This window comes from Burkholderia sp. MSMB1589WGS (genome assembly GCF_001636105.1).
Classification (GTDB): Bacteria; Pseudomonadota; Gammaproteobacteria; order Burkholderiales; family Burkholderiaceae; genus Burkholderia; species Burkholderia humptydooensis.
The window spans coordinates 2063564-2084393 of record NZ_LNJT01000007.1 but is presented as its reverse complement, the minus strand read 5'-3'; the positions used below and the strand labels follow the sequence as shown (position 1 = coordinate 2084393).

Annotated in this window: 22 protein-coding genes and 2 pseudogenes; 6 read left to right on the top strand and 18 right to left on the bottom strand. The window is 66.7% G+C overall.

Annotation, left to right across the window (positions count from 1 at the left end; genetic code table 11):
- Positions 1-15 precede the first annotated feature (15 nt).
- Genes aguB through WT16_RS17510 form a run of 3 tightly spaced genes read right to left on the bottom strand, consistent with a single transcriptional unit; the run spans position 16 to position 3128 of the window.
- Entirely contained in the window at positions 16-879 is an 864-nt protein-coding gene (gene aguB, locus WT16_RS17520; RefSeq protein WP_006024075.1) for an N-carbamoylputrescine amidase, read from the bottom strand.
- Positions 880-892: 13 nt separating this feature from the next.
- The gene (locus tag WT16_RS17515; protein WP_063533782.1) at positions 893-2005 is read right to left on the bottom strand and encodes a class II histone deacetylase; all 1113 of its coding nucleotides are present in this window, start codon (positions 2003-2005) and stop codon (positions 893-895) included.
- 28 nt (positions 2006-2033) lie between these two features.
- Positions 2034-3128, bottom strand: a complete 1095-nt coding sequence (locus WT16_RS17510; protein WP_006024073.1) for a polyamine ABC transporter substrate-binding protein — start codon at positions 3126-3128, stop codon at positions 2034-2036.
- A gap of 140 nt (positions 3129-3268) precedes the next feature.
- Here WT16_RS17510 and WT16_RS17505 point away from each other — a divergent pair, with 140 nt between their 5' ends.
- The 3 genes from WT16_RS17505 to WT16_RS17495 all read left to right on the top strand — a co-directional run bounded on the left by WT16_RS17505 (position 3269) and on the right by WT16_RS17495 (position 6927).
- On the top strand, positions 3269-4237 hold the full coding sequence (locus WT16_RS17505; protein ID WP_063533781.1) for a LysR family transcriptional regulator: 969 nt from the start codon (positions 3269-3271) through the stop codon (positions 4235-4237).
- Positions 4238-4684: 447 nt separating this feature from the next.
- Positions 4685-5233, top strand: coding sequence for a hypothetical protein (locus tag WT16_RS17500; protein WP_063533780.1), 549 nt, complete (start codon positions 4685-4687; stop codon positions 5231-5233).
- A gap of 248 nt (positions 5234-5481) precedes the next feature.
- Positions 5482-6927 (top strand): RNA polymerase sigma factor RpoD/SigA, encoded by a 1446-nt coding sequence (locus tag WT16_RS17495; protein ID WP_015602071.1) that lies wholly within the window; start codon positions 5482-5484, stop codon positions 6925-6927.
- Positions 6928-6963: 36 nt separating this feature from the next.
- Here the strand turns inward: WT16_RS17495 and gshA are convergent, their stop codons facing one another.
- The 3 genes from gshA to ada all read right to left on the bottom strand — a co-directional run bounded on the left by gshA (position 6964) and on the right by ada (position 10767).
- Positions 6964-8577, bottom strand: coding sequence for a glutamate--cysteine ligase (gene gshA, locus WT16_RS17490; RefSeq protein WP_063533779.1), 1614 nt, complete (start codon positions 8575-8577; stop codon positions 6964-6966).
- A 157-nt stretch (positions 8578-8734) separates the two neighbouring features.
- Positions 8735-9649, bottom strand: coding sequence for an AlkA N-terminal domain-containing protein (locus tag WT16_RS17485; RefSeq protein WP_015602367.1), 915 nt, complete (start codon positions 9647-9649; stop codon positions 8735-8737).
- A gap of 23 nt (positions 9650-9672) precedes the next feature.
- Positions 9673-10767 carry a bifunctional DNA-binding transcriptional regulator/O6-methylguanine-DNA methyltransferase Ada gene (gene ada / locus WT16_RS17480; RefSeq protein ID WP_063533778.1) on the bottom strand — a complete coding sequence of 365 codons (1095 nt, stop codon included), beginning with the start codon at positions 10765-10767 and terminating at the stop codon, positions 9673-9675.
- A 399-nt stretch (positions 10768-11166) separates the two neighbouring features.
- Here ada and WT16_RS17475 point away from each other — a divergent pair, with 399 nt between their 5' ends.
- The gene (locus WT16_RS17475) at positions 11167-11583 is read left to right on the top strand and encodes a VOC family protein (RefSeq protein WP_063533777.1); all 417 of its coding nucleotides are present in this window, start codon (positions 11167-11169) and stop codon (positions 11581-11583) included.
- A 126-nt stretch (positions 11584-11709) separates the two neighbouring features.
- On the opposite strand, the gene WT16_RS17470 is transcribed toward WT16_RS17475, so the two are convergent.
- From WT16_RS17470 to speG, 4 genes are all read right to left on the bottom strand, one after another.
- Positions 11710-12264, bottom strand: a complete 555-nt coding sequence (locus WT16_RS17470; protein WP_006024065.1) for a YaeQ family protein — start codon at positions 12262-12264, stop codon at positions 11710-11712.
- 207 nt (positions 12265-12471) lie between these two features.
- Positions 12472-12819, bottom strand: a complete 348-nt coding sequence (locus WT16_RS17465) for a hypothetical protein (RefSeq protein ID WP_063533776.1) — start codon at positions 12817-12819, stop codon at positions 12472-12474.
- Positions 12820-13079: 260 nt separating this feature from the next.
- On the bottom strand, positions 13080-13283 hold the full coding sequence (locus WT16_RS31685; protein ID WP_075644918.1) for a hypothetical protein: 204 nt from the start codon (positions 13281-13283) through the stop codon (positions 13080-13082).
- Positions 13284-13294: 11 nt separating this feature from the next.
- Positions 13295-13855: a spermidine N1-acetyltransferase gene (speG, locus tag WT16_RS17460; protein ID WP_006024063.1), complete on the bottom strand. Its 561-nt coding sequence runs from the start codon at positions 13853-13855 to the stop codon at positions 13295-13297.
- Positions 13856-14012: 157 nt separating this feature from the next.
- Between speG and WT16_RS34460 the strand changes: the two genes are divergently transcribed.
- Positions 14013-14183 carry a hypothetical protein gene (locus tag WT16_RS34460; RefSeq protein WP_006024062.1) on the top strand — a complete coding sequence of 57 codons (171 nt, stop codon included), beginning with the start codon at positions 14013-14015 and terminating at the stop codon, positions 14181-14183.
- A gap of 315 nt (positions 14184-14498) precedes the next feature.
- Here WT16_RS34460 and WT16_RS17450 read toward each other — a convergent pair whose 3' ends face one another.
- The 4 genes and pseudogenes from WT16_RS17450 to mnmE form a co-directional block, all read right to left on the bottom strand.
- Positions 14499-14654, bottom strand: coding sequence for a lipoprotein (locus tag WT16_RS17450; protein WP_009902052.1), 156 nt, complete (start codon positions 14652-14654; stop codon positions 14499-14501).
- Between the two features lie 68 nt (positions 14655-14722).
- A pseudogene (locus WT16_RS35005) lies at positions 14723-14833 on the bottom strand (integrase); the annotation flags it as partial.
- A pseudogene (locus WT16_RS35645) lies at positions 14834-15302 on the bottom strand (integrase arm-type DNA-binding domain-containing protein); the annotation flags it as partial.
- Positions 15303-15477: 175 nt separating this feature from the next.
- The gene (gene mnmE, locus WT16_RS17440) at positions 15478-16881 is read right to left on the bottom strand and encodes a tRNA uridine-5-carboxymethylaminomethyl(34) synthesis GTPase MnmE (protein ID WP_063533880.1); all 1404 of its coding nucleotides are present in this window, start codon (positions 16879-16881) and stop codon (positions 15478-15480) included.
- Between the two features lie 337 nt (positions 16882-17218).
- Here mnmE and WT16_RS17435 point away from each other — a divergent pair, with 337 nt between their 5' ends.
- Complete coding sequence (locus WT16_RS17435; protein ID WP_009910915.1) at positions 17219-17638, top strand: helix-turn-helix transcriptional regulator; 420 nt, start codon at positions 17219-17221, stop codon at positions 17636-17638.
- Positions 17639-17778: 140 nt separating this feature from the next.
- Here the strand turns inward: WT16_RS17435 and yidC are convergent, their stop codons facing one another.
- From yidC to rpmH, 4 genes are all read right to left on the bottom strand, one after another.
- Positions 17779-19452, bottom strand: coding sequence for a membrane protein insertase YidC (yidC, locus tag WT16_RS17430; protein ID WP_059933044.1), 1674 nt, complete (start codon positions 19450-19452; stop codon positions 17779-17781).
- 8 nt (positions 19453-19460) lie between these two features.
- A complete protein-coding gene (yidD, locus tag WT16_RS17425; RefSeq protein WP_004198815.1) occupies positions 19461-19730 on the bottom strand; it encodes a membrane protein insertion efficiency factor YidD in 270 nt (89 codons plus the stop codon).
- 80 nt (positions 19731-19810) lie between these two features.
- On the bottom strand, positions 19811-20278 hold the full coding sequence (gene rnpA, locus WT16_RS17420; protein ID WP_041861793.1) for a ribonuclease P protein component: 468 nt from the start codon (positions 20276-20278) through the stop codon (positions 19811-19813).
- A gap of 16 nt (positions 20279-20294) precedes the next feature.
- Complete coding sequence (gene rpmH, locus WT16_RS17415; protein WP_004198824.1) at positions 20295-20429, bottom strand: 50S ribosomal protein L34; 135 nt, start codon at positions 20427-20429, stop codon at positions 20295-20297.
- Positions 20430-20830 lie beyond the last annotated feature (401 nt).

Here is a 20830-nt window from a genome sequence, read left to right as displayed (position 1 = left end):
CTTCATCATCGCGCGCTACGCCGCGTCGCCGCTCAACGCCCGATAGCACTCCGGCCGCCGATCCCGAAACACGCCCCAGCAGCGCCGCCGATACGCGAGCGCATCGAGATCGAATTCGGCCGTCGCGATCGCCTCGCCGTGCCGGTCGCATTCGACGATCTTCTCGCCGTCCGCGCCCGCGATGAACGAGCTGCCGTAAAACGCGATTTCGCCCGATGCGCCGCGCTCGACGCCGATCCGGTTGCTCGCGACGACGGGCATCAGGTTCGCGGCCGCATGACCGCGCTGCGTGTTCTGCCAGTGCGCGCGCGAATCGATCGACGCATCGTGCGGCTCGCTGCCGATCGCGGTCGGGTACAGCAGCAGCTCCGCCCCCGCAAGCGCCATCGTCCGCGCGCATTCCGGAAACCACTGATCCCAGCAGATCCCGACGCCGATCCGCCCATATGCGGTGTCCCACACGCGAAAGCCCGTGTCGCCCGGCGTGAAATAGTATTTTTCCGTGTAGCCCGGGCCGTCCGGAATGTGCGTCTTTCGATAGACGCCGAGCGCGCGGCCGTCGGCGTCGAAGACCGCGACCGAGTTGAATTGCGTCTGGCCGGCGCGCTCGAAGAAGCTCACGGGCAGCACGACGCCGAGTTCGCGCGCGAGCGACGCGAAGCGCGCAAGCCACCGGTGGCCTTCGTACGGCTGCGCGAGCGCGAGATGCGCGGGATTCTGGTCGATGCAGAAATACGGCGTCTCGAACAATTCCTGCAGCAGCACGATCTGCGCGCCACGCGCGGCCGCGTCGCGCACAAGACGCTCCGCGCGCGCCAGGTTCGCATCGACGTTCCAGTCGCACGCCATCTGCGTGGCGGCCACGATCGTCTTTCTCATCTCGTGCTCCTCCTCAGGAACGACCCAACGTCGGCCAATACGGCGCCAGCGCGGCGCGGGCGGCCCGCACCGCGGCGCGCTCGCCGTCGCCGCACGGATGCTGGGCGAACTGGTGCGGATCGTCGAACGGCGCGTTCCAGCCGACGAGCCCCTCGAGCACGCCGAGCGTCGCGATCGGCAGATACGGCAGGCTGTAGCCGCCTTCCTGCAGCATGACGATGCGTCCGTCGCATGCGCTGCCCGCCGCCTGCCGCAACGCGCGCGCCATGTGCCGGAACCCGTCGCGCTGCACGCGCATGCGGCCGAGCGGATCGAACGCGTTCGCGTCCTGCCCCGCCGACACGAGAATGAGCTGCGGCGCGAACGCTTCGACGAGCGGCAGCACCAGTTCGTCGAATGCGTGCGCGTAGCCGGCGTCGCCCGTGCCGGACGGCAACGGCACGTTCGCGTTGTAGCCGGCGCCCGCGCCGCCGCCCGTCTCGCGCGCTTCGCCGCCATCGACCGGAAAATTCGCCGCCTCGTGCAACGACACGAACAGCACCGACGGATCGTCGTAGAACACCTGCTGCGTGCCGTTGCCGTGATGCACGTCCCAGTCGACGATCGCGACGCGCTCGACGCCGTGCACGGCCTGCGCGTGCCGCGCCGCGATCGCGACGTTGTTGTAGTAGCAGTAGCCCATCGCGAAATCGGCGCCCGCGTGGTGGCCCGACGGCCGGATCAGCGCATACGCCTGCCGAAGCGGCCCCGTCATCACCGCGTCGACGGCCGCGCACGCGGCGCCCGCCGCGAGCCGCGCGACGCGCTCGGTCGACGCGCTGCCCGCCGCGTCGTCGCCGAGCGGCACCACCTGCTCGCCCGCCACCGCGCAAGCCTCGGCGAGCTGCCGCAGATACTCGGGCCGGTGCACGCGCAGCAATTGCTCGTCGGTCGCGCGCTCGAACGCGACGCGCGTCAGACGCTCGGTCATGCCGACCGCGTCGAGCAATTGCTTCGTATACGCGAGCCGCAGCGGACTGTCGAAATGCTCGCCGAAGTTCAGCGTGCCGTGCGGGACGACGTACACGAGATCGCCTTGCCGATGCGTGAGGAATGCGGGATCGAACAGCAGTCCGGTAGGAATCACTTCGGTCTCCTCGTCAGAATGAAGCCGCTCAGTAACCGGTCTTGAACTGGGTCCAGTAGCGTGTCTGCATGCGCATCGCCTGCGGCGGCATCGGGCGCTTCACCCACAGCGTACGCATCGTCGCCGCATCCGGATAGATCGCCGGATTCGACGTGAGCCGCTTGTCGACGAGCGGCGTCGCCGCGCGGTTCGGATTCGGATACATCACCTTGTTGCTGATTTTCGCGACGACGTCGGGCCGCAGAATGTAGTCGATGAAGCGCAGCGCGTTGTCCGGATGCGCCGCGCCCTTCGGAATCGCCATGCTGTCGAACCAGAACGGCGCGCCGGCCGCGGGCAGGCTGTAGACGATCTGCTGCCCGTTCCTCGCATCCGCCGCGCGCAGCGCCGCGACGAGCACCGCGCCCGAGTAGCCGGTAACGACGCACACGTCTCCCGTCGCGAGATCGTTCATCACGGGTGTCGCGATGAACTGGCGGATCGTCGGCCGGATCTTCTTCATCATGTCGAGCGCCGCCTCGTAGTCGCGCGGATCGGTCGTGTTCGGATCGCGACCGATGTAGCGTAGCGCGAGCGGAAACACTTCGCTGCCCGCGTCGTTGAACGCGATGCCGCAGCCCTTGAGCTTCGCCGCATACGCGGGGTTGAAGATCAGCTCGAGCGTGTTCGCGGGCAGCGGGCCGCCGAGCGCCTGCCTCACCTTCGCGACGTTCAGCCCGAGCCCGAACGTGCCCTGCATGTACGGCACGCCGTACTGGTTGCCGGGATCGACCTCGGCCGCGCGCGCGACGATCGCCGGATCGAGGTTCTTCAGATTCGGCAGCCTCGATTTGTCGAGCTTCTGGTAGAGGCCCGCCTGAATCTGCCGCGCCAGAAAATCGTTCGACGGAAACACGAGATCGTAGCCGCTGTTGCCTGTCGTGAGCTTCGTTTGCAACGCTTCGTTGCTGTCGTAGACGTCGAGCCGCACCTTGATGCCGGTTTCCTTCTCGAAGCCGGCGATCGTGTCGGGCGCGAAATACTCGGCCCAGTTGTAGATGTTGAGCACGTTGCCGCCGGCCGCGCGCGCGGCGGCGCACGCGAGCGACGCAAGCACGACGGCGATCCATGCGATGCGCTTCATCGCTCCCTCCTTTGACGATGCCGAAGAAATGGCGGCCGCTCGAGCGCTGCGTTGCCGAACGTTCCGCTTGTGATCGTAAGTAGAGAAAAAAATCGATTCGTGATCTTATTACGCACATCGCCTGTGCCTTTGAGGAAAGAATGCGGCGAATCGATCTGCTGTCCGCGCTCGAAACGTTCGTCTGCGCGGTCGAGGAAGGCAGCCTCAGCCAGGCGGCGCGCAGGCTCGCGAAAACGCCGTCGGCGGTAACGAAGGCGATCGCCGGACTCGAAGCGACGCTCGGCGCGCAACTGCTCGAGCGCACGACGCGCCGGCTCGTGCTGACGGAAGGCGGGCGGCTCTATCTCGCGACCGCGACCGACGTGCTGCGCCGGCTCGCGGACGGCGCGCGGCAGTTGTCCGAGCGCGATGACGAACCGCGCGGCCTGCTGCGCGTCACGGCCGCGCATTCGTTCGGCCACGCGATCCTCGCGCCGCTCTGCGCGCCGTTTGCGCAGGCGTTCCCGCGCGTGCGGATCGAGCTGTCGCTATCCGATCATTACGTCGACATCGTCGGCGAAGGCTTCGATCTCGCGCTGAGGATGGGCAACTACGATCTGCCGAGCCAGATCGTCAAACCGATCGGCTCGAACCGCAGCCTGCTGTGCGCAAGCCCCGGCTATCTCGCGCGGCGCGGCCGGCCCGCCGCGCCGGCCGATCTCGCGCAGCACGACTGCGTGCTCTATCGCCATCCGACGCTCGCGAACGCCTGGACGTTCGATCGCGACGGCGTGCGCGCGCGCATCGAGCCGAAAGGGCCGCTCGCCACCGACGACTACGGCCTCGCGCTCGCCGCGACGCTCGATGGCGCGGGCGTGCTGCCGTGCCCGCAATGGAGCGTCGTCGACGTGCTCGAGGCGGGCCGGCTCGTGCCGCTGCTCGTCGACTGGCGCTTCGAGAGCGCGTCGTTCGGCGAGGACCGGATTTGCGCCGCCTATCCGTCGAGCCGGCGCGGCTCGACGAAGATCCGCCGTCTCGTCGAGCGCGTCGAGGCGAAGCTCGCCGATAGCGAAGCGCGCGTCGCGCGCGTGCTGGGCGAGGCGCCTCGCACCGATTTTGCCCTCCGTTGACGAGGGTCAGCCATCGACCGGCTCGGCCGCGGTGAATGTGTTCCCCTGATCGTTGTTGACGTCGGGTTGCCGGCCGGCAGCGAACCTGAACGGTCGATCGGGCAGCCGGCACGCCGGTTCGAGACGATCCGGCGAACGGTACCCGCGCCAACGGCGCACCGCCACGCCGATAAGCGCGCGACCGGCGCCGCCCCCCGCGCGCCGTCTCGCGCCCCCTCACGTTCGGCCCGCCGCGAGCGGATTCGCGCGCGCTCGTTGACGTGCGTCAATCCGCATCTGCAACCTGCGTGCAGATTGGCTACGCTTGTAGACATTGCGCGCCGCGAGCGACGCGACGAAACGAGCCGCATCGCACGGGCGGCGTCGGCGCTCGTACGGCCCGCCGCAGGACGCCCGCGCGCCGCCGCTCGACCGCGTGCGGCCGACCATCCGACCGGAGACATCGTCATGGAAGAAGCCTATGCACGGCGCGCGCTGCTGCTGCACCTCGGCAGCGTGCTGCAAATCCTGAGCCGCCTCGAGGAGAAGCCCGACAACCAGTCGATCGAGGCGCTGCTCGCGGCGAACGGCATGCTCGCCGACGTGCCGCTCGTCGAATACGTCGTGCAGGACGTGACGGTGCGCGAATTCGTGTCCCGCGCGCTGCGCGCGTTCTGCCTGTGGCCGCAACTGCTGCTCGAAGATCCGCTCGACTACGGCGCGCTCGCGCTGCCCGTTCGCAGGCATCTGTTCGCGGGCAACGATACCGGCTGGAAAGCGTATGCGTCGACGCTGCGCGACGCCGCGCCCGGCTTCGACATCAGGCGCTCGTACGCCGCCGAGCCGCGCGAGGCCGAGCCCGAACTCGCCGACGAGCGCGACGTCGAAGCGGGCGAAGGTCCCGTCGAACGCGACGACGAAGACGATGACGATAGCCGCTTGCGCGAGCGCGCGGCGGCGAGCGTCGAAAGCCCGGCTCCGGACGCCGCGCCGGTTCGCCGCAAATCATATGAATAGCGCGCGCGAGCAGGAACGCCTGCGCTCGCGGCCGGATCGTCAAGGCATCCGAACCTGTTTTGGCGCCGGCCGCGCACCGGCACGCGGCTTGCGCGCGTACCGTTGTCCGCCATTGAAATTTCGCGATTCGCCACCAGATGCACGCCTGTAAGGTCCATCGGCGCGGACGGGCGTCCGCGACGAGCCGACGGGCCTGGCTCGACGGACTCGCTCCGTCACGACGTACCGCGGCCCGATCCGCGTTTGCCATGACAGTCTCAGAGCGCGAAGTGCGCTACGAACAGGGCATCGACCGATTGCTCGAACTTGCCGGCGCCCGCGGCGACCCGGAATACGCCGACGTCGCCGACGAGTTCGCGAGCGCGCCGTCCGACGCGCACGCGCATACGCACGGCCTCGGCGAGCCCGATCCCCTCGATCATCACGCATCCGACGAAAACGGCGGCGCCGGTTCGTTCGGCGACAAGCTGACGCGGCCCGCGCACGCAGATGCCGATTGGCGCGACGACGACGATGCTCCGTCATCCGAACCAAACGACGCCGCGCCGGACGACACCGTAGTCTCGACCGATCCGCTCGCGCTCTTCGTGCGCCGGATGCACGCAGTGCCGCTGCTGACGCATGCGCAGGAAATCGCGCTCGCCGCCGAAATCGAGGCGGGCCGCGAGCAGGTGCTGTTGGCGCTTGCCGAGGCGCTCGATCTTCTCGAACTCGCGTCGCTGCCGGACGATCCAGCGCTCGGCCACGCGCGCGCCGCGCTGCAGCGCGCACGCGCCCGCGGCGGCGACGGCGCGCGCGCGTACGCCCGCGCGTGCAAGCGGGCGTTCGCGGCGCTCGCCGCACATGGCTGGCCGTCGGCGGAAATCGATGCGGTGCGGCGTGCGATGCGCCGCCTGCCGGCATCGCCGGCAAAAGGCGGCGCGGGCGCGCTGCATGCGTTCGCGGACGGCGAAGCGCGCATCTCGGCTGCAACCGCGAGAATGGCGGAAGCGAATCTGCGGCTCGTGCTGTCGATCGCGCGCAAGCACGCGTCGCGCGGCCTCGATCTCGCCGATCTGCTGCAGGAAGGCAATCTCGGCCTGCTGCGCGCGATCGAGAAATTCGAATATCGGCGCGGCTTCAAGTTCTCGACGTATGCGACGTGGTGGATTCGTCAGGCGATTTCGCGCGCGATCGCGGACCGCGCCCGCACGATCCGCGTGCCGGTTCACGTCGGCGACGAAGTGCGCCGCGTGCGCAAGGTCGCCGATCGGATCGAACGGCGCAGCGGCGCCCGCGCATCGCTCGCCGAGCTCTCGGCGGCGACCGGGCTGCCGGTCGAGCGGCTGCGCGCGATGCTGATGCTGCCTCGCGAGCCGCGCTCGCTGAACGCGCCGCTCGGCAACGACGACCAGGCCGAATTCGGCGACCTCGTCGAGGACGCATCGACGCCGAGCCTGTTCGATGCGCTCGCCCACGGGCAGATGTGCGACGTCGTCACGTCGCTGCTGAAAACGATGTCCGCGCAGGAAGCCGACATCCTGCGCCGGCGCTTCGGCATCGGCGGCGACGAGCCGTGGAGCTACGAGCAGATCGCCGCGCAGACGGGCGTGTCGCGCGAGCAGGTTCGCCGCATCGAGAAGCGCGCGCTGCAGACGCTGCGCGTCACCGCCGAAGCGTGCAACGCGCACGACTTCCTCGACGCGCAGCCGTAACGCCCGCGCCGCACGCGGCACGGCGCGCGCCGCTCGTCACACGCTGAAGCGGTTCAACGTATATGCGCGATACGCGGCGACGAACGCGTCGAACGAGCCGGCGTTCTTCGCTTCGAGCTCGGCTTGCTCGCCGAGCGAGCGCTCGGCGAGCAAGCGCGCGTCGCGCATCGCGGCCTCGTCGAGCGGGCGGCCGCGGAAATACGCCGCATGCGCTTCGCTTTGCGCGCGGGCGAACTCGATGAACGACTGCCCGTTCTCGCGCATCGCGCGCAGCACGCGCGCGGAAGGCGTGAGCTCCGGATCGTCGAGCTTCGCGCGCTGCGCGGCGATCGCGCGCGCATAGGCGTCGCCGCCGCGGATGTCGTCGAGCACGCGGCCCGCGGCTTCGATCTGCGCGAAGATCTCGCCCGCCCATGCGCGCATCGGCACGGCCGCGCCGTCGCGCGTCAGCTCGAGCCCCGGCTTGCGCCCCTCCATCGTCACGCGGCCGAAGTTCGCATTCGACTCGCGATACGCGTCGCACGTGAGCGGCGCGCTCTCGTCGAGCGCGCAGACGAGCAGGTACGCGTCGATGAAGCGCGCGGTGTCGAGCGCGATGCCCGTCGGCTCGAACGGATCGATGTCGAGACAGCGCACCTCGATGTACTGGACGCCGCGCGACGCAAGCGCGTGCAGCGGCCGCTCGCCCGAATACGTGACGCGCTTCGGCCGGATCGTCGAGTAGAACTCGTTCTCGATCTGCAGCACGTTCGTGTTGATCTGAATCCACTCGCCGTCGCGGTGCGTGCCGATCGCCTCGTACGGCGGATACGGCTCGCTGACCGCCTTCGACAGCGCGTCGAGATAGCCGGACAGCGTGTTGTAGTCGGCCTCCAGCGCCGCCTGCGCGGTCGTGTTCGAGTAGCCGAGGTCGCTCATCCGCAGGCTCGTCGCGTGCGGGCGATACAGCGTCGCGGCGTCGAACGCGTCGAGCTTGTGCGCCCGGCCCCGCAGGAAACCGAGATCGAGCGCGGGCGACGCGCCGAACAGGTACATCAGCAGCCAGCTCGTGCGGCGGAAATTGCGGATCTGCGCGAGATAGCGCTCCGACTGGTAATCGACGAGGTTCGCGGTCGAGCCTTCCTCCGCGTGCAGCCGCCGCCACACTTCCTCGCTTAGCGAATAGTTGTAGTGAATCCCCGCGATGCACTGCATCGTGCGGCCATAGCGATGCGCGAGGCCGCGCCGGTAGACGGTCTTCAGCCGCCCGATGTTCGACGTGCCGTAGTCCGCGATCGGGATTTCATCGTCGGCGGGCAACAGGCCCGGCATCGAGTCCGTCCACAGCATCTCGTCGCCGATCGACGCATAGACGTAGCGATGCAGTTCGTCGAGCCGCTCGAGCGTCGTCGCGGCGTCGCGCTCCGCTGGCGTGATCAGCTCGACGAGCGCCTCCGAATAATCGGTTGTCAGCGACGGATGCGTGAGCGCCGATCCGAGCGCACGCGGATGCGGCGTAAACGCGATCATCCCGTCGCGCGTCACGCGCAGGCTTTCCTTCTCGATGCCGCGCAGGCCGTCAGGCAGTTGCTCGCGCGTCGGGCTCGTGCTCAACACGGCAAGGCGTTGGTGCAACAAGGCTGTCTGGCGGGAAGTCATGTTGTTCGGCATCGATGCAAGTGCGGGCCCGGCGATCCGCGGCACGCGCGGACAACCTGGCGGGATTTGACAGTAGCGGGCACTTTAACATCTCGCCGAAAGGCTCGCTTGACCTGCCCTTCGGCCTTGCCTGACGATTCGCGCCGGCCGCGCGGGACGGCGCGCGCGCCTATCCGCCGCGCGCCGAGCCGGCGCGATCGGCAATCTCGTTCCACAAATGCATCGCCGCATACGCGCGCCACGGCCGCCACGCATCGGAGCGAAGGCGCTGGCTCGCCGGCCGGTCGAGCGCCGGGTCGCGCGCGACGATCGCCTGCATCAGCACGAGGTCGGTCGCGGGCCATGCGTCGGCATCGCGCCATGCGCGCATCGCGACGTATTCGACGGTCCACGGGCCGATCCCCGGCAGCGCGAGCAGCGCGGCGCGCACGCCGGCCGGGTCGGTCGCGTACGCATCGAGCGGCACGTCGCCCGCGGCGACCGCGCGCGCGACGCCCTGCAGCGCCGCCGCACGCTTGCCCGGCATCCCGATCCGCGACAAGTCGCACGCGGCAAGCGCCGCAGGCTCCGGAAACCGCCAGCCGGCCGGGCCCGACGCGTGCGCGCCGAGCCTCTCGCCCGCGCGCTCGACGAGCCGCCCGACGATCGTCGTCGCGGCCTTCACGCTCACCTGCTGGCCGACGATCGCCCGCACGATCAGCTCGAAGCCCGACCACGCGCCCGGCACACGCAGGCCGGGCGCGGCGTCGACGAGTGGCGCGAGCCACGCGTCGCGCGCGAGATGCGCGCCGATCGCGGCGGGATCGGCGTGCAGATCGAGCATCGTCGCGAGCCGCGCGGCGAATGCGGCGTCTGCGTGCCGCGCCGCGTCGCCCTCGACGAGCGCGACGAGACAGCGCTTGCGCGGATGCCTGCGCACCGTCAATGTGCCGCTCGCGCCGCGATAATCGACCGTGCGCCGGTACGCGCCGTTCTCGACCGCCTCGACGCCCGGAATCGCGCGCCCCGCGAAGAAGCGCAGCACGCGCGGCCAATCGTATGGGGATTTGAACGGCAGCTCGAGCGCGACGCTGCCGGGCCGCATGACGGCCGATTCGACGGCGGCGCTCAAGCTGCGTCGTCCACGACGAGCCCGACGGATTCGCCCGCCGCGCGCTGCGCTTCGGCATCGAGGAGCGCCGCCTTGCGCGGCAAGCCCCACCGGTAGCCGGCGAGCGAACCGCCCTTCTGCACGACGCGGTGGCACGGAATCGCGAGCGCAACCGGATTCGACGCGCACGCGCTCGCGACCGCCCGCACCGCGCGCGGCGCGCCGAGCGCCTCGGCGATCTGCGTGTAGCTGCGCGTCTCGCCGTAAGGAATCCGACGCAACGCATCCCACACACGCTGCTGGAATTCGGTCGCGGCGAGATCGAGCGGCAGTTCGAAGCGCCGGCGCGTGCCGTTCAGATACGCATCGACCTGCGCGATGAACGGCGCGATCCGCTCTACAGACTCGGCGATCTGCGCGTTCGCGAACGCCGTTCGGAGCTCGTCGACGAGCGGCGTCGCGGCGTCGCCGAACGCAATCTTGCAGATGCCCTTGCTCGTCGCCGCGACGAGCACGACGCCGAGCCGCGTATCGGCCGTCGCGTAATCGATCTTCAGGCCGGCGCCCTTGCGGCGAAACGCGGACGGCGACATGCCGAGCTCGCGCGGCACCGATTCGTAGAGCCGCGACGGTGAATTGAAGCCCGCGTCTACGGCCGCGCGCGTGACGGCGGCGCCGCTTTGCAACGCGTCGCGCAATGCGGCGCCGCGCTGCGCGGCCTGGTATTGGCGCGGCGACACGCCGACGACGCGCTTGAACAGCCGTTGAAGATGAAACGGGCTCACGTGAACGGCGTCGCTCAGTTGCGCGAGCGTGAAGCGGTCCTGACGATGCGCGTCGAGCACCGCGCACGCGCGATGGACGATTTCGAGCTCGCGCGGCAATCCCTCGGGCTGACAGCGCTTGCACGGACGATAGCCTGCCGCGCGCGCGGCGCCCGTGTCGGCGAAGAACGACACGTTCTCGCGCCTCGGCAGCCGCGACGCGCACGACGGCCGGCAGAACACGCCGGTCGTCCTGACCGCGTAACAGAACGCGCCGTCGGCATCGGCGTCGCGCGAGACGAGCGCGGCCCAGCGCGCATCGTCGGTCGAGTAGGCTGGCTGCTTCATGATGACCTCGCAAAGGCGGAACGGATGCCTGTCACTGTAGGCGTCGCCCGGCTCGCGTACGCGCTGTTTCTTGCGCTCTCATTCGAGCCGCCGTCACGCGAACGACACAATCGTCGGATTCGTTGCCGCAATCGAGGCACGAGCGCCGCCTCGGCCCCATTTTGTTGCAGTGCGAATGCGACAGATTGCCGTCCTGACGTTTTTTTACACAAAGAATATTGCGTCGCACCATCCGGATGTGTATAGTTGGAACTGTCTCCTCCATGTCTCCTCCTGATATGGATTAAGCCCGTTCGAATGTGAGCGGGCTTTTTTTCGTCCATCGATTTTGCGTCCGTCCATGTGCCGCACGGACCGTCTACACTCGGTGGGACTTTCCTCTCGAAGGAGACGTTCCCGATGAAATTCCACATCCACGAGATCGATCACGTGGTGCTGCGCGCCGCCGACCTGGCGGCGATGACCCGCTTCTATTGCGACGTGCTCGGCTGCCATGTCGAAAAGGAGCAGCGGGAATTGGGACTCGTTCAATTGCGCGCCGGGCGCTCGCTGATCGACCTGCTCGCGGTCGGCTCGTCAATCGACCGGGCGGACAGCGGGGCGCCCGGGAAGGGTCGGAACATGGATCATCTGTGCCTGCGCGTCGAGCCGTTCGATGCGGCCGCGCTGCACGCGCACCTCACCGCACATGGCGCGAGGCCGGGCGACGAGGCGCGGCGCTATGGCGCGGACGGCTACGGGCCGTCGATCTATCTGTTCGATCCGGAAGGCAACATGGTCGAACTGAAGGGCCCGCCGGAGGCCGTCGCGCCCTGAGGGCGAACGCGTGAGCCGGCGAAACGGGATTGCCCGGGCACCCGCGCCGCAAGCCGCAAAGATTAGACTCCCCGGCGAACGACCCGCGATCCGGCCGCCGAGCACGACCCATCGCTTCGCGCCCGCTCAGGCGTCCTCGCGCGCCTTCAACACCGTCCATTCGATCGCGACCGGATCGTGCGTCGCGCTCGACAGCCATGCGGCGCCGTCCTGGATCGTGCACTGCAGGCGCATCGTGCGCTCGGCGATGCCGCCCAGCGCCGCCGCAACGCCGTCGGCGAGCGACATCACCTGCACGTTGCGCAACCGCTCGACCTTGCCGCGCACGCCCTGCCACCAGATGTCGGACGTGCGTCCGCCGTACGCGATCACGTTCACGCGCTCGGCGCGGCCGCTCGCCTTCGCGATGCGGCGCTCGTCGGGCTGCCCGACGTCGATCCACGCTTCGATCGCCCCCGTCAGGTCCTTTTGCCAGAGATCGGGCTCGTCGGTATCCGACAGTCCCTTGCAGAACTCGAGCCGCTCGTGCGCAAACAGCGCGAACGCGGCAATGCGCACCATCATCCGCTCGTCCGTTTCGGACGGGTGACGGGCGACGGTGAGCGAGTGATCGGCATAATAGTGCCGGTCCATGTCGGCGATTTGCAGCTCCGCCTTGTAGATCGTCGATTTGATCGCCATTCGGCATCGGGGCCCGCGGGGGCCGTTGATTCGGTTCGGGGCGTGATGATACCGAATGCGCGATGCAAGCGCGACGTCGCTCGGAGTTGCCGTCGGCAACGGCGGCGAGCAACGGCCGTAAACGCAAGACGGCCCGACTGACGCCGGGCCGCTCGATTCCGTCGCGCCCGCGCGTCGGCTCGGACCGCGGACGCAAACGCGATCGCGTTACTGCTTGATGAAGCGCGCGTCGGCCCAGAGACCTTGCTGGTCGCTGTTCTCGGCGCTCACGAACTGCACGTCGCCCTTGTCGACGCTGACGACCCGGAAGCGCTGGCCCTCGGGCACCGACAGGCACCGGTAGTCGTCGAAGTATTGCTGCTTCGCTTGCGACTTGCCGTCACGCTCGTGGCTCAGTACGGAGTCCAGATTGTCTTTCGACAGACACCCCCACGCGTTTTTCGTCAGTTGGATCTCCTGCTGCGGCTTGAGCGATGCGCCGCTGTCCGCCTGCGCCACCGAAACCGCAACGATGCCGCTCGTCAGTGCCAGAAAAAGACCGGTACGCTTCATCATGTCGTGTCTCCCATTCGCTCGGGTCATGAGCTCGGGTTAGCTATGTATTTAAAGGCTTGCGTCGACTCACATTTTTTCATGTTAGAAGAAGCAAGGGTGATCGCAAGCACATTCGTTGTGCGACCGCAATAGCGACGAATTGCCGCACCCGTTGCGCAACCCCGCTCGCGGCGCCCGCCGCCGCGCCATACATGCGTCATCCCGATTTTCCGGATGCCCAAAGGTCTTGTCCTGCAAGCCTTTCGGTTGCGCGCGTTTTTTCACGATGAACGAGACGGATAATCCAAAAGCAGCCGGTTATCGATGTGATGCGCCGCACATAAAGTCATCGAAAAATCTCGCGCCGCCGCATCAAAATCCTTTGTTCTGCAAAATACAAAAAAAATGCCAGGCGCATTCGCACCCGGCATCCGTCCTGTCGCGATACGGGCCGCGCCCGGCTGGCGCGGCGCACCGGCATGCATGCCGGCCGGCCTTATTCGTGCCCGTGCAATTCCGCGCCTTGCTGGGCGGCGAAATAATCACGCTGGAAAATGCACATTCTCAATGCATTGTGATACTGGCCGTTGCCGAAAAACTCTTCGATCAGCTCGGCCTCGTGCTTGAAACCGCATTTCTCGTAAACCCGGATCGCGGCGGCGTTCGATTTGTCGACGATCAAATACAGCTTGCGCAGGTTCAACACCTTGAACGCATATTCGACCGCGAGCCGGGTTGCGCGCGTCGCGTGGCCGCGGCCTTGCCGGTTCGGCGCGATGATGATCTGGAACTCGCCGCGGCGGTGAATGTAGTCGAGCTCGATCAGCTCGACGAGACCGACGAGCTCGCCATCGGAATCGAACGCGACGAAACGGCGCTCGCGCTGGTCGTGCACGTGCTGGTCATACAGTTGCGACAGCTCGGTGAACGTTTCATACGGCTCTTCGAACCAGTAACGCATGATCTTCGCGTCGTTGTTCAGTTCGTGGACGAAACGCAGGTCCTGGCGCTCGAGCGGCCTCAGCGCGAGCGTGTGTTGTTCGTTCTGGATTTGCATGATGATGTCCTTGAGTCATTCGGGGGCGGCATGGGGCGGTATGGACACCCGTGCAAGCGCGGAGTGCGTCGAAGGATGCGTCGGCGGAAAATGACTGTGGGCTTTGATAGAGAGCCTAAAATGAATCGAGGGTTCCCGCCCCGCGATGGAGGCTATCGTGATCGAGCAAGTGATACTGGGCGTTTTTCTCGTGCTGCCGCTTCTCATCGTCGCGGTGCTGTACTCCGACGAACTCTGGCAGGAGCACCGCCTGCAGCATCCGCGCGACGAGCACACGCCGCATGTCGACTGGCGCCACCCGTGGCGGCTCCTGCGGCGAGGGCACTGACGACGTCGAGTCGTCCGCGCACCGGCCGCGCGGATTTGCCGCGTACGAGGAGGAGACGTCCGCCGCGCAAGCGCACGGCGGGCGGCGATGGCAAGCGCGCGCCGCGTAAGCCCATGCGCTTCGCCCGGATGAATCGTTCGCCGCGCCGAATTCGGCGACAAGCCGGGGCCGGCGTTTGCTTTTCCGGCATCGCACATCGCGCGGCGAGCCGGCGCGCGCCAATGCGACGCGCACCGTTGCCGACCATCGATGCCCCGCGTTTCCGGCACAAAAAAAGTGCTCGAAGGCGCCTTGGGTCCGCAAAAATCGCGGAAATCAGCAGTTTCCTTTCTTCGCCTGCCCCGGCGGGCAGAAGCCGTTGCCCGGGCCTCCCTGGGGCGCCATGATGACGCCAGGCTGATCCGGAACATAGACGGCGCAGCCGCTCAGGACACCTGCGGAAACCGCCAATGCGATGATGATTTTCTTCATGTTGTTTCCCCGTTAGTGATAGAGGCGGAAGGGGCGCGGCCCCTTCCGTTCGTATTGCCGAACGTTCGGAACCCGAAATTGAGGTTCGAGACCGAGCCCGCGATAATGTTCACCGGCTGCTGCCGCGTCGTTCCGTTGGCCGCGTCGGCTTCGATCGTGTACTGGCCCGCGGCGGCCGGCATCTTCGGCGCTCCACGCTTCTTGATCCGGTCGCAGATCGCCAGCACGTCGCCGGGCGTCACCTCGGAAACCGGCTTGCTACCGATCGCCGGATACACGTCCTTCCCAAGTGCGCGTTTCGTCGTCCGCTGATACTCGGCCGACTTGTCCGCCATTTGTTGTTCTAGCCAGTACGCAGCGAACTCGCGGACGGTATCGAGCGGCTACAGGGGAAACGCCACCGGCCACGGTCTCCTTATATCGGCGGGCGCGCTCGCGAGCAGTCGCCAAGCTGACTGCAGGATATTCGCCAATCGTGACGGGCGGCTGGCGCTTGCCATGGAGTGAGTAGCGGCAGCGCCAGAATTTTGACCCTGACGGCATCACCTCCAAAATCAGGCCGCCTCCGTCAGAGACAGGATAGCGGGTGGCCTTTGGTTGTAATGCCTTGACGCGGGTATCGGTCAGCGGTTGAACAACTTTTGGCATGGTCTTCCCCTATTGGCATACACAATTTCGCGACGACGCGCTTCGTATGCCATCTGTATGCCAAAAACATCTGGCTGTCGATTGGTAAACTTGTGGGAATATTGGGGATAAACCTTTATATAATGGGGCTTTCCGGCTTATTGCGTGTGAAACTTTGGCAACGATAGGCAACTGATTATTTACCAATACAAAACCGACTAAAAATCACCCCCAACAAATCATCAGACGTGAACTCCCCGGTGATCGAATTGAGCTGCTCCTGCGCGAGCCGCAGTTCCTCGGCGAAAAGATCCAGCGCCTGAGCATTCTGATCCGCATGCCCGGCCGCCCGCGCGAGATGCGCCTGCGCCGCGCGCAGCGCAATCAGATGCCGCTCGCGCGCGAGATACACGCTCTCCGCGCCCGCCTGCCACCCTGCGATCCGCAGCAGCTCGCCGCGCAGCAGATCGATCCCGTCGCCGCGCTTCGCCGACAGCCGCACTTCGCACACATCCGCGCACGCCGCGCCACCGCCCACTCGCGCAACCGATGCCGGCGCATCCGTCAGATCCGTCTTGTTCAGCACGCGCACGACCGGCACGCCGGCCGGAAAACGCGCGGCGATCACCTCGTCGTCCGGGCCGCGCCCGCTCCGCGCATCAAGCAAATGCAGCACGACGTCGGCCCGCTCGATCTCGCCCCACGTGCGCGCGATGCCGATCTTCTCGACCTCGTCCTCCGTCTCGCGCAAGCCGGCCGTATCGACGATGTGCAGCGGAATGCCTTCGACCTGGATCGTCTGGGCGACTTTGTCGCGCGTCGTGCCGGCGATCGGCGTGACGATCGCGAGCTCCGCGCCCGCAAGCGCGTTCAATAGCGACGACTTGCCGACGTTCGGCTGCCCGGCGAGCACGACCGACAGCCCCTCGCGCAACAGCGCCCCCTGCCGCGCGTCGCCGAGCACGTGCGCGAGCCGCTCGCGGATGTGCGCAAGCTTGCCGCGCGCATCGGCCGCCTCGAGAAAATCGATCTCCTCTTCCGGAAAGTCGAGCGTCGCCTCGACGAGCATCCGCAGCGCGATCACGTCGTCGACGAGCACATGGACGTCACGCGAAAACACGCCGTCGAGCGAGCGGCCCGCCGAGCGCGCGGCCGCCTCGGTGCTCGCCTCGATCAGATCGGCGACGGCCTCCGCCTGCGCAAGATCGAGCTTGTCGTTCAGGAACGCGCGGCGCGTGAATTCGCCCGGCTCTGCCAGCCGCAGGCCATACGCGCGCCCCGCGTCGAGGCAGCGCTGCAGCACGAGCTGCAGCACGATCGGCCCGCCGTGGCCTTGCAGTTCGAGCACGTGCTCGCCCGTATACGAATGCGGCGCGGGAAAATAGAGCGCGATGCCCCGGTCGAGCGGCTCGCCCGCGCCGTCGAGAAACGGTACGTAGCTCGCATGCCTCGGCGCGAGCCGTGCGCCGCACAGCGCCTCGCTCAGCGCAAGCGCCGCCGCTTCTCCGGCTCGCCCGAACGAGATGCGCACGACGCCGATTCCGCCTCGGCCGGACGCGGTGGCAATGGCGACGATCGAATCGGAATCAGTGGCGAGCATGGCAAAAATTCTGAAATAAATGAAATAGAAATCCAAAGAACCGCAGATATCCTTGAATGCCGAATTGTAGCCCGGCCGCGCAATAGTATTGCGCGGACAACGTTCCACCCTGCCATTTTCCGCAATTTTTTGTTTATCTTAGTTGCGCTAACCAATTGATGTGACGAATTCGAAGCGTCCTGACGGCGAAACGACCTCGACCACCGATCAGCAAGCATGAGCGCACCCGCAGCCGATCGCAACCTCTGGCATCCACCAGTTAAACAATCACTCAGTTGGGCTAAACATAACCTGATTGGTTGTCTTCCTGGCAGCGGTCGAACTGCACAATCTGGCCATGCCGACACTCGAAGAAAAAGTGGCGTTCACCGAACGTCTCAAATTCGCCTTGTTGCGCAGCCCAGAAAAAGTGACCGGCGCGACGGAACTCGCTTTGCATTTCAATTTGCGTCATCACGGCGAGCATCCGGTTTCTCCGCAAACCGCGCACAAATGGCTGACGGGCCGCACGATTCCGACGCCGGACAAGCTTCGCACGCTTGCCGAGTGGCTTCGGGTGGACCTGCATTGGCTGCACTATGGCCCGCCGCCGAGCGCGGCGCGCACCACGCCGCAGCCGTTGCCGCGCGACGAAAAGTATCCGCCCACGCCCGAGACGATCGAGCTCGCATCGAAGATCGAGGCGCTCTCGCCGCATCATCGCTATCTGGTGCAGGAACTCATCGAGCAGTTCTACGGCGATACGTCGAAGCGCTGACCACGCCGCCGCCTGAACGAAAAAGCCGCCTGACGAACCAGACGGCTTTTTCGTATCTTCGATCGAAACGATGTCCGGCTATCCGGAGCGGCTGGAAAAAGGGGCGAACTGCATCGCCCCTTTGTTCGTCCGGTCGGGCGTCAGCTCGCTTTTTTCTTCGCCGCGGCGCCGCCGAGCGTGCGCGTGATGTAGTACTGCTGCGCGATCGACAGCACGTTGTTCACCACGTAGTACAGCACGAGGCCGGCCGGGAAGAAGAAGAACATCACCGAGAACGCGATCGGCATGAACATCATCATCTTCGCCTGGACCGGGTCCGGCGGGGTCGGGTTCAGCTTCGTCTGCACGAACATCGACACGGCCATCAGCACCGGCAGGATGAAGTACGGGTCGCGCTGCGACAGGTCGTGAATCCACAGAATCCACGGCGCGCCACGCATTTCCACCGATGCGAGCAGCACCCAGTACAGCGAGATGAACACCGGGATCTGGATCACGACCGGCAGGCAGCCGCCGAACGGATTGACCTTCTCGGTCTTGTACAGCTCCATCAGCGCCGCGTTCATCTTCTGCGGATCGCTCTTGAAGCGCTCGCGCAGCGCCTGCATCCGCGGCGTGATTTCCTTCATCCGCGCCATCGACTTGTAGCTCGCCGCCGACAGCGGGAAGAACACCGCCTTGATCAGCAGCGTGAGCAGCACGATCGCCCAGCCCCAGTTGCCGACGAAGCCGTGGATCTTCTCGAGCAGCCAGAACAGCGGCTTCGCGATGATCGTCACCCAGCCGTAGTCCTTCACGAGCTCGAGCCCCGGCGCGATGCCTTCAAGCATCCGCTCTTCTTCCGGACCGGCGAACAGACGCGCGGACACGTCAGCCGACTGGCCCGGCGCGATCGCCGCGACCGGCTGCTTCACGCCGACGCGGTACAGCGTCGGGTCGATCTTCTCGACGTAGATGTCGCGCTTCGCGCCCGCCTGCGGTATCCACGCGGACGCGAAGTAGTGCTGAACCATCGCGATCCAGCCGTTGTCGGCGGACGGGACGTAATCGGCCTTGTTCTTGTCGATGTCGCTGAACGTGATCTTCTGGAAGTGCTTCTGATCCGTGTACACCGCCGGCCCGAGGAACGTGTGCGAGAACATCGGCGTCTCGACCGACGTGTTGTCGCGCACGAGCTCCATGTACACGCTCGGCGTGACGGGCGCGGTGCCGACGTTCTCGATCTTCGTGTCGACGCCGATCACGTAGCTGCCGCGCGTGAACGTGTACGTCTTCACCACCTTCACGCCGCCCTTCACCGGCGATTCGAACGACAGCTTCAGCGCGTTCTGGCCGGCCGAGAGCGACGTCGGGCCGGCCACCTGCGCGTAGATGTCGTTGTGGTTCGGGAAGTCGCCGCCGAGGAGGCCCGTGCGCGCGAGGTACGTGTGGTTCGCCGCGTTGTCGAACAGCGTCACCGACAGGTCGGGCTGCTTGCCGTCGCCCGCCTTCGTCAGCGTCAGCTTCGCGAGCGTGCCGCCGCGCGTGTCGATCTCGCCGTTGTAGACGTCGGTCGAGAAGCGCACGAGCTGCGCCTGCGCCGCGGGCGCCGTCGTCGCGGGAGCCGCGCCCGTCGCGGCCGCCGGCAGCGCGTTCACCGCCGCCGCGCTCGCGCCCGATGCGCCAGCACCGTTAGTTGCGTTCGACGCGGTGTTCGTCTGCGTGACGTTCGGGAAGAACATCGACGGGCGTCCGTGGGACCGTTGCCAGTTGTCGAACAGCATGACCGCTGACATGAAGAAGATCACCCATAGGACGGTGCGTTTGATATCCATGCGTTGTCTCAGAGTCGATGGGACGACGCCTCAGCTTCGTGAGGAGCGTTACGTGCGTCGGAGTTGGGCGGCGGGACGAGGTCGACGCCGCCCGCGGAGAACGGATGGCATCGGCACAGGCGCCTGGCGGCAAGGTAAGTGCCGCGCGCGGCGCCATGATACTGGATTGCCTCGCGCGCGTAATCCGAACAGGAGGGATAAAAACGGCATCGGCTGCCGAGCAGCGGGCTCACGGCAAGCTTGTAGAAGCGCAGCAACGCGATCAGAACCGTTTGCATAGCAGTGGCGGCGCCGTTGCGCCGCGTTCGAGCCAATCGGGCGGACGGATCGGAGGCCGTCCGCGACGGGCGTCGGCGCGTCACTCGGACGCGGGCTTCGCCCCGTTGCGCCGGGCAATCTCCCGGGCTGCCCGGTCGAGCAGCTCGCGGATCTCGCCCGCGCACAGCGCCGCGAGCGGCGCGGATGCGGCGCTCGGCATCGCCTTCTTGTCGAAGCGCGTATGCAGGCGCAGCAGAATGTCCCAGCCGGCGAACTCGGCGCGACGCGTGCGAAACGCTTCGCGGGCGAGCCGCTTGACCAGATTGCGCGTCACCGCACGCGCAGCGTACTTCTTGCCGATGACGAGCCCAAGACGCGCTTCGTGCCCCGTCGGCTTGCCGTAGATCACGAAGTGCGCGCTGCGCCGCCACGGGCGCAAACGAAAAACGGATGAAAATTCATCCGTTTTCAGAAGTCGCGCAGCTTTGGGGAAGGCGGCGGACGCTTGCAACGGAATCGAACCCGGGACAGCGGCTGCCTCGCCCGCATCGCTGCGGACGGCGGACACGGCGCGCAACCCGCCCTTAGATGGCGAGACGCTTGCGGCCCTTCGCGCGGCGGGCGTTGATGACCTTGCGGCCGCCGGCCGTCTTCATGCGCACGCGGAAGCCATGGGTGCGCTTGCGGCGCGTCACGGAAGGTTGGTAGGTACGTTTCATGTTGCTCTCACTTGTTCGAGAATATCGGGAATCAGGGACCGCGTGCCCTCTCTTTCGAGGCAACCGGGCGAACGCAATCGCCGAAAATAACAGGATTGGTTTTCGCGGAACCCGCTATTTAAACCGTTTTTCTCTTGGCGGTCAATACGTTAGAGGCATGCCTGGGCCGCATCGGCCGGGTCGATCCCCGGCTCCGCCGCGCTGCGGCGATCGCGCCCCACCGGCCATTCGCCCCTGTGGATAACTCCCGCGCGCACTCCGTTTGGCGGTAGAATCTCGCCTTATCTCCAAGAATCCCGCACGCCGCCTCGGCTCGCGCCTGCGCTCAAACCCTTGTCGCGCAAGCGTCCGAGGCACGTCCGCACGGCCGCACCGGGCCTTGTTGCGCATCCGCGACAAGG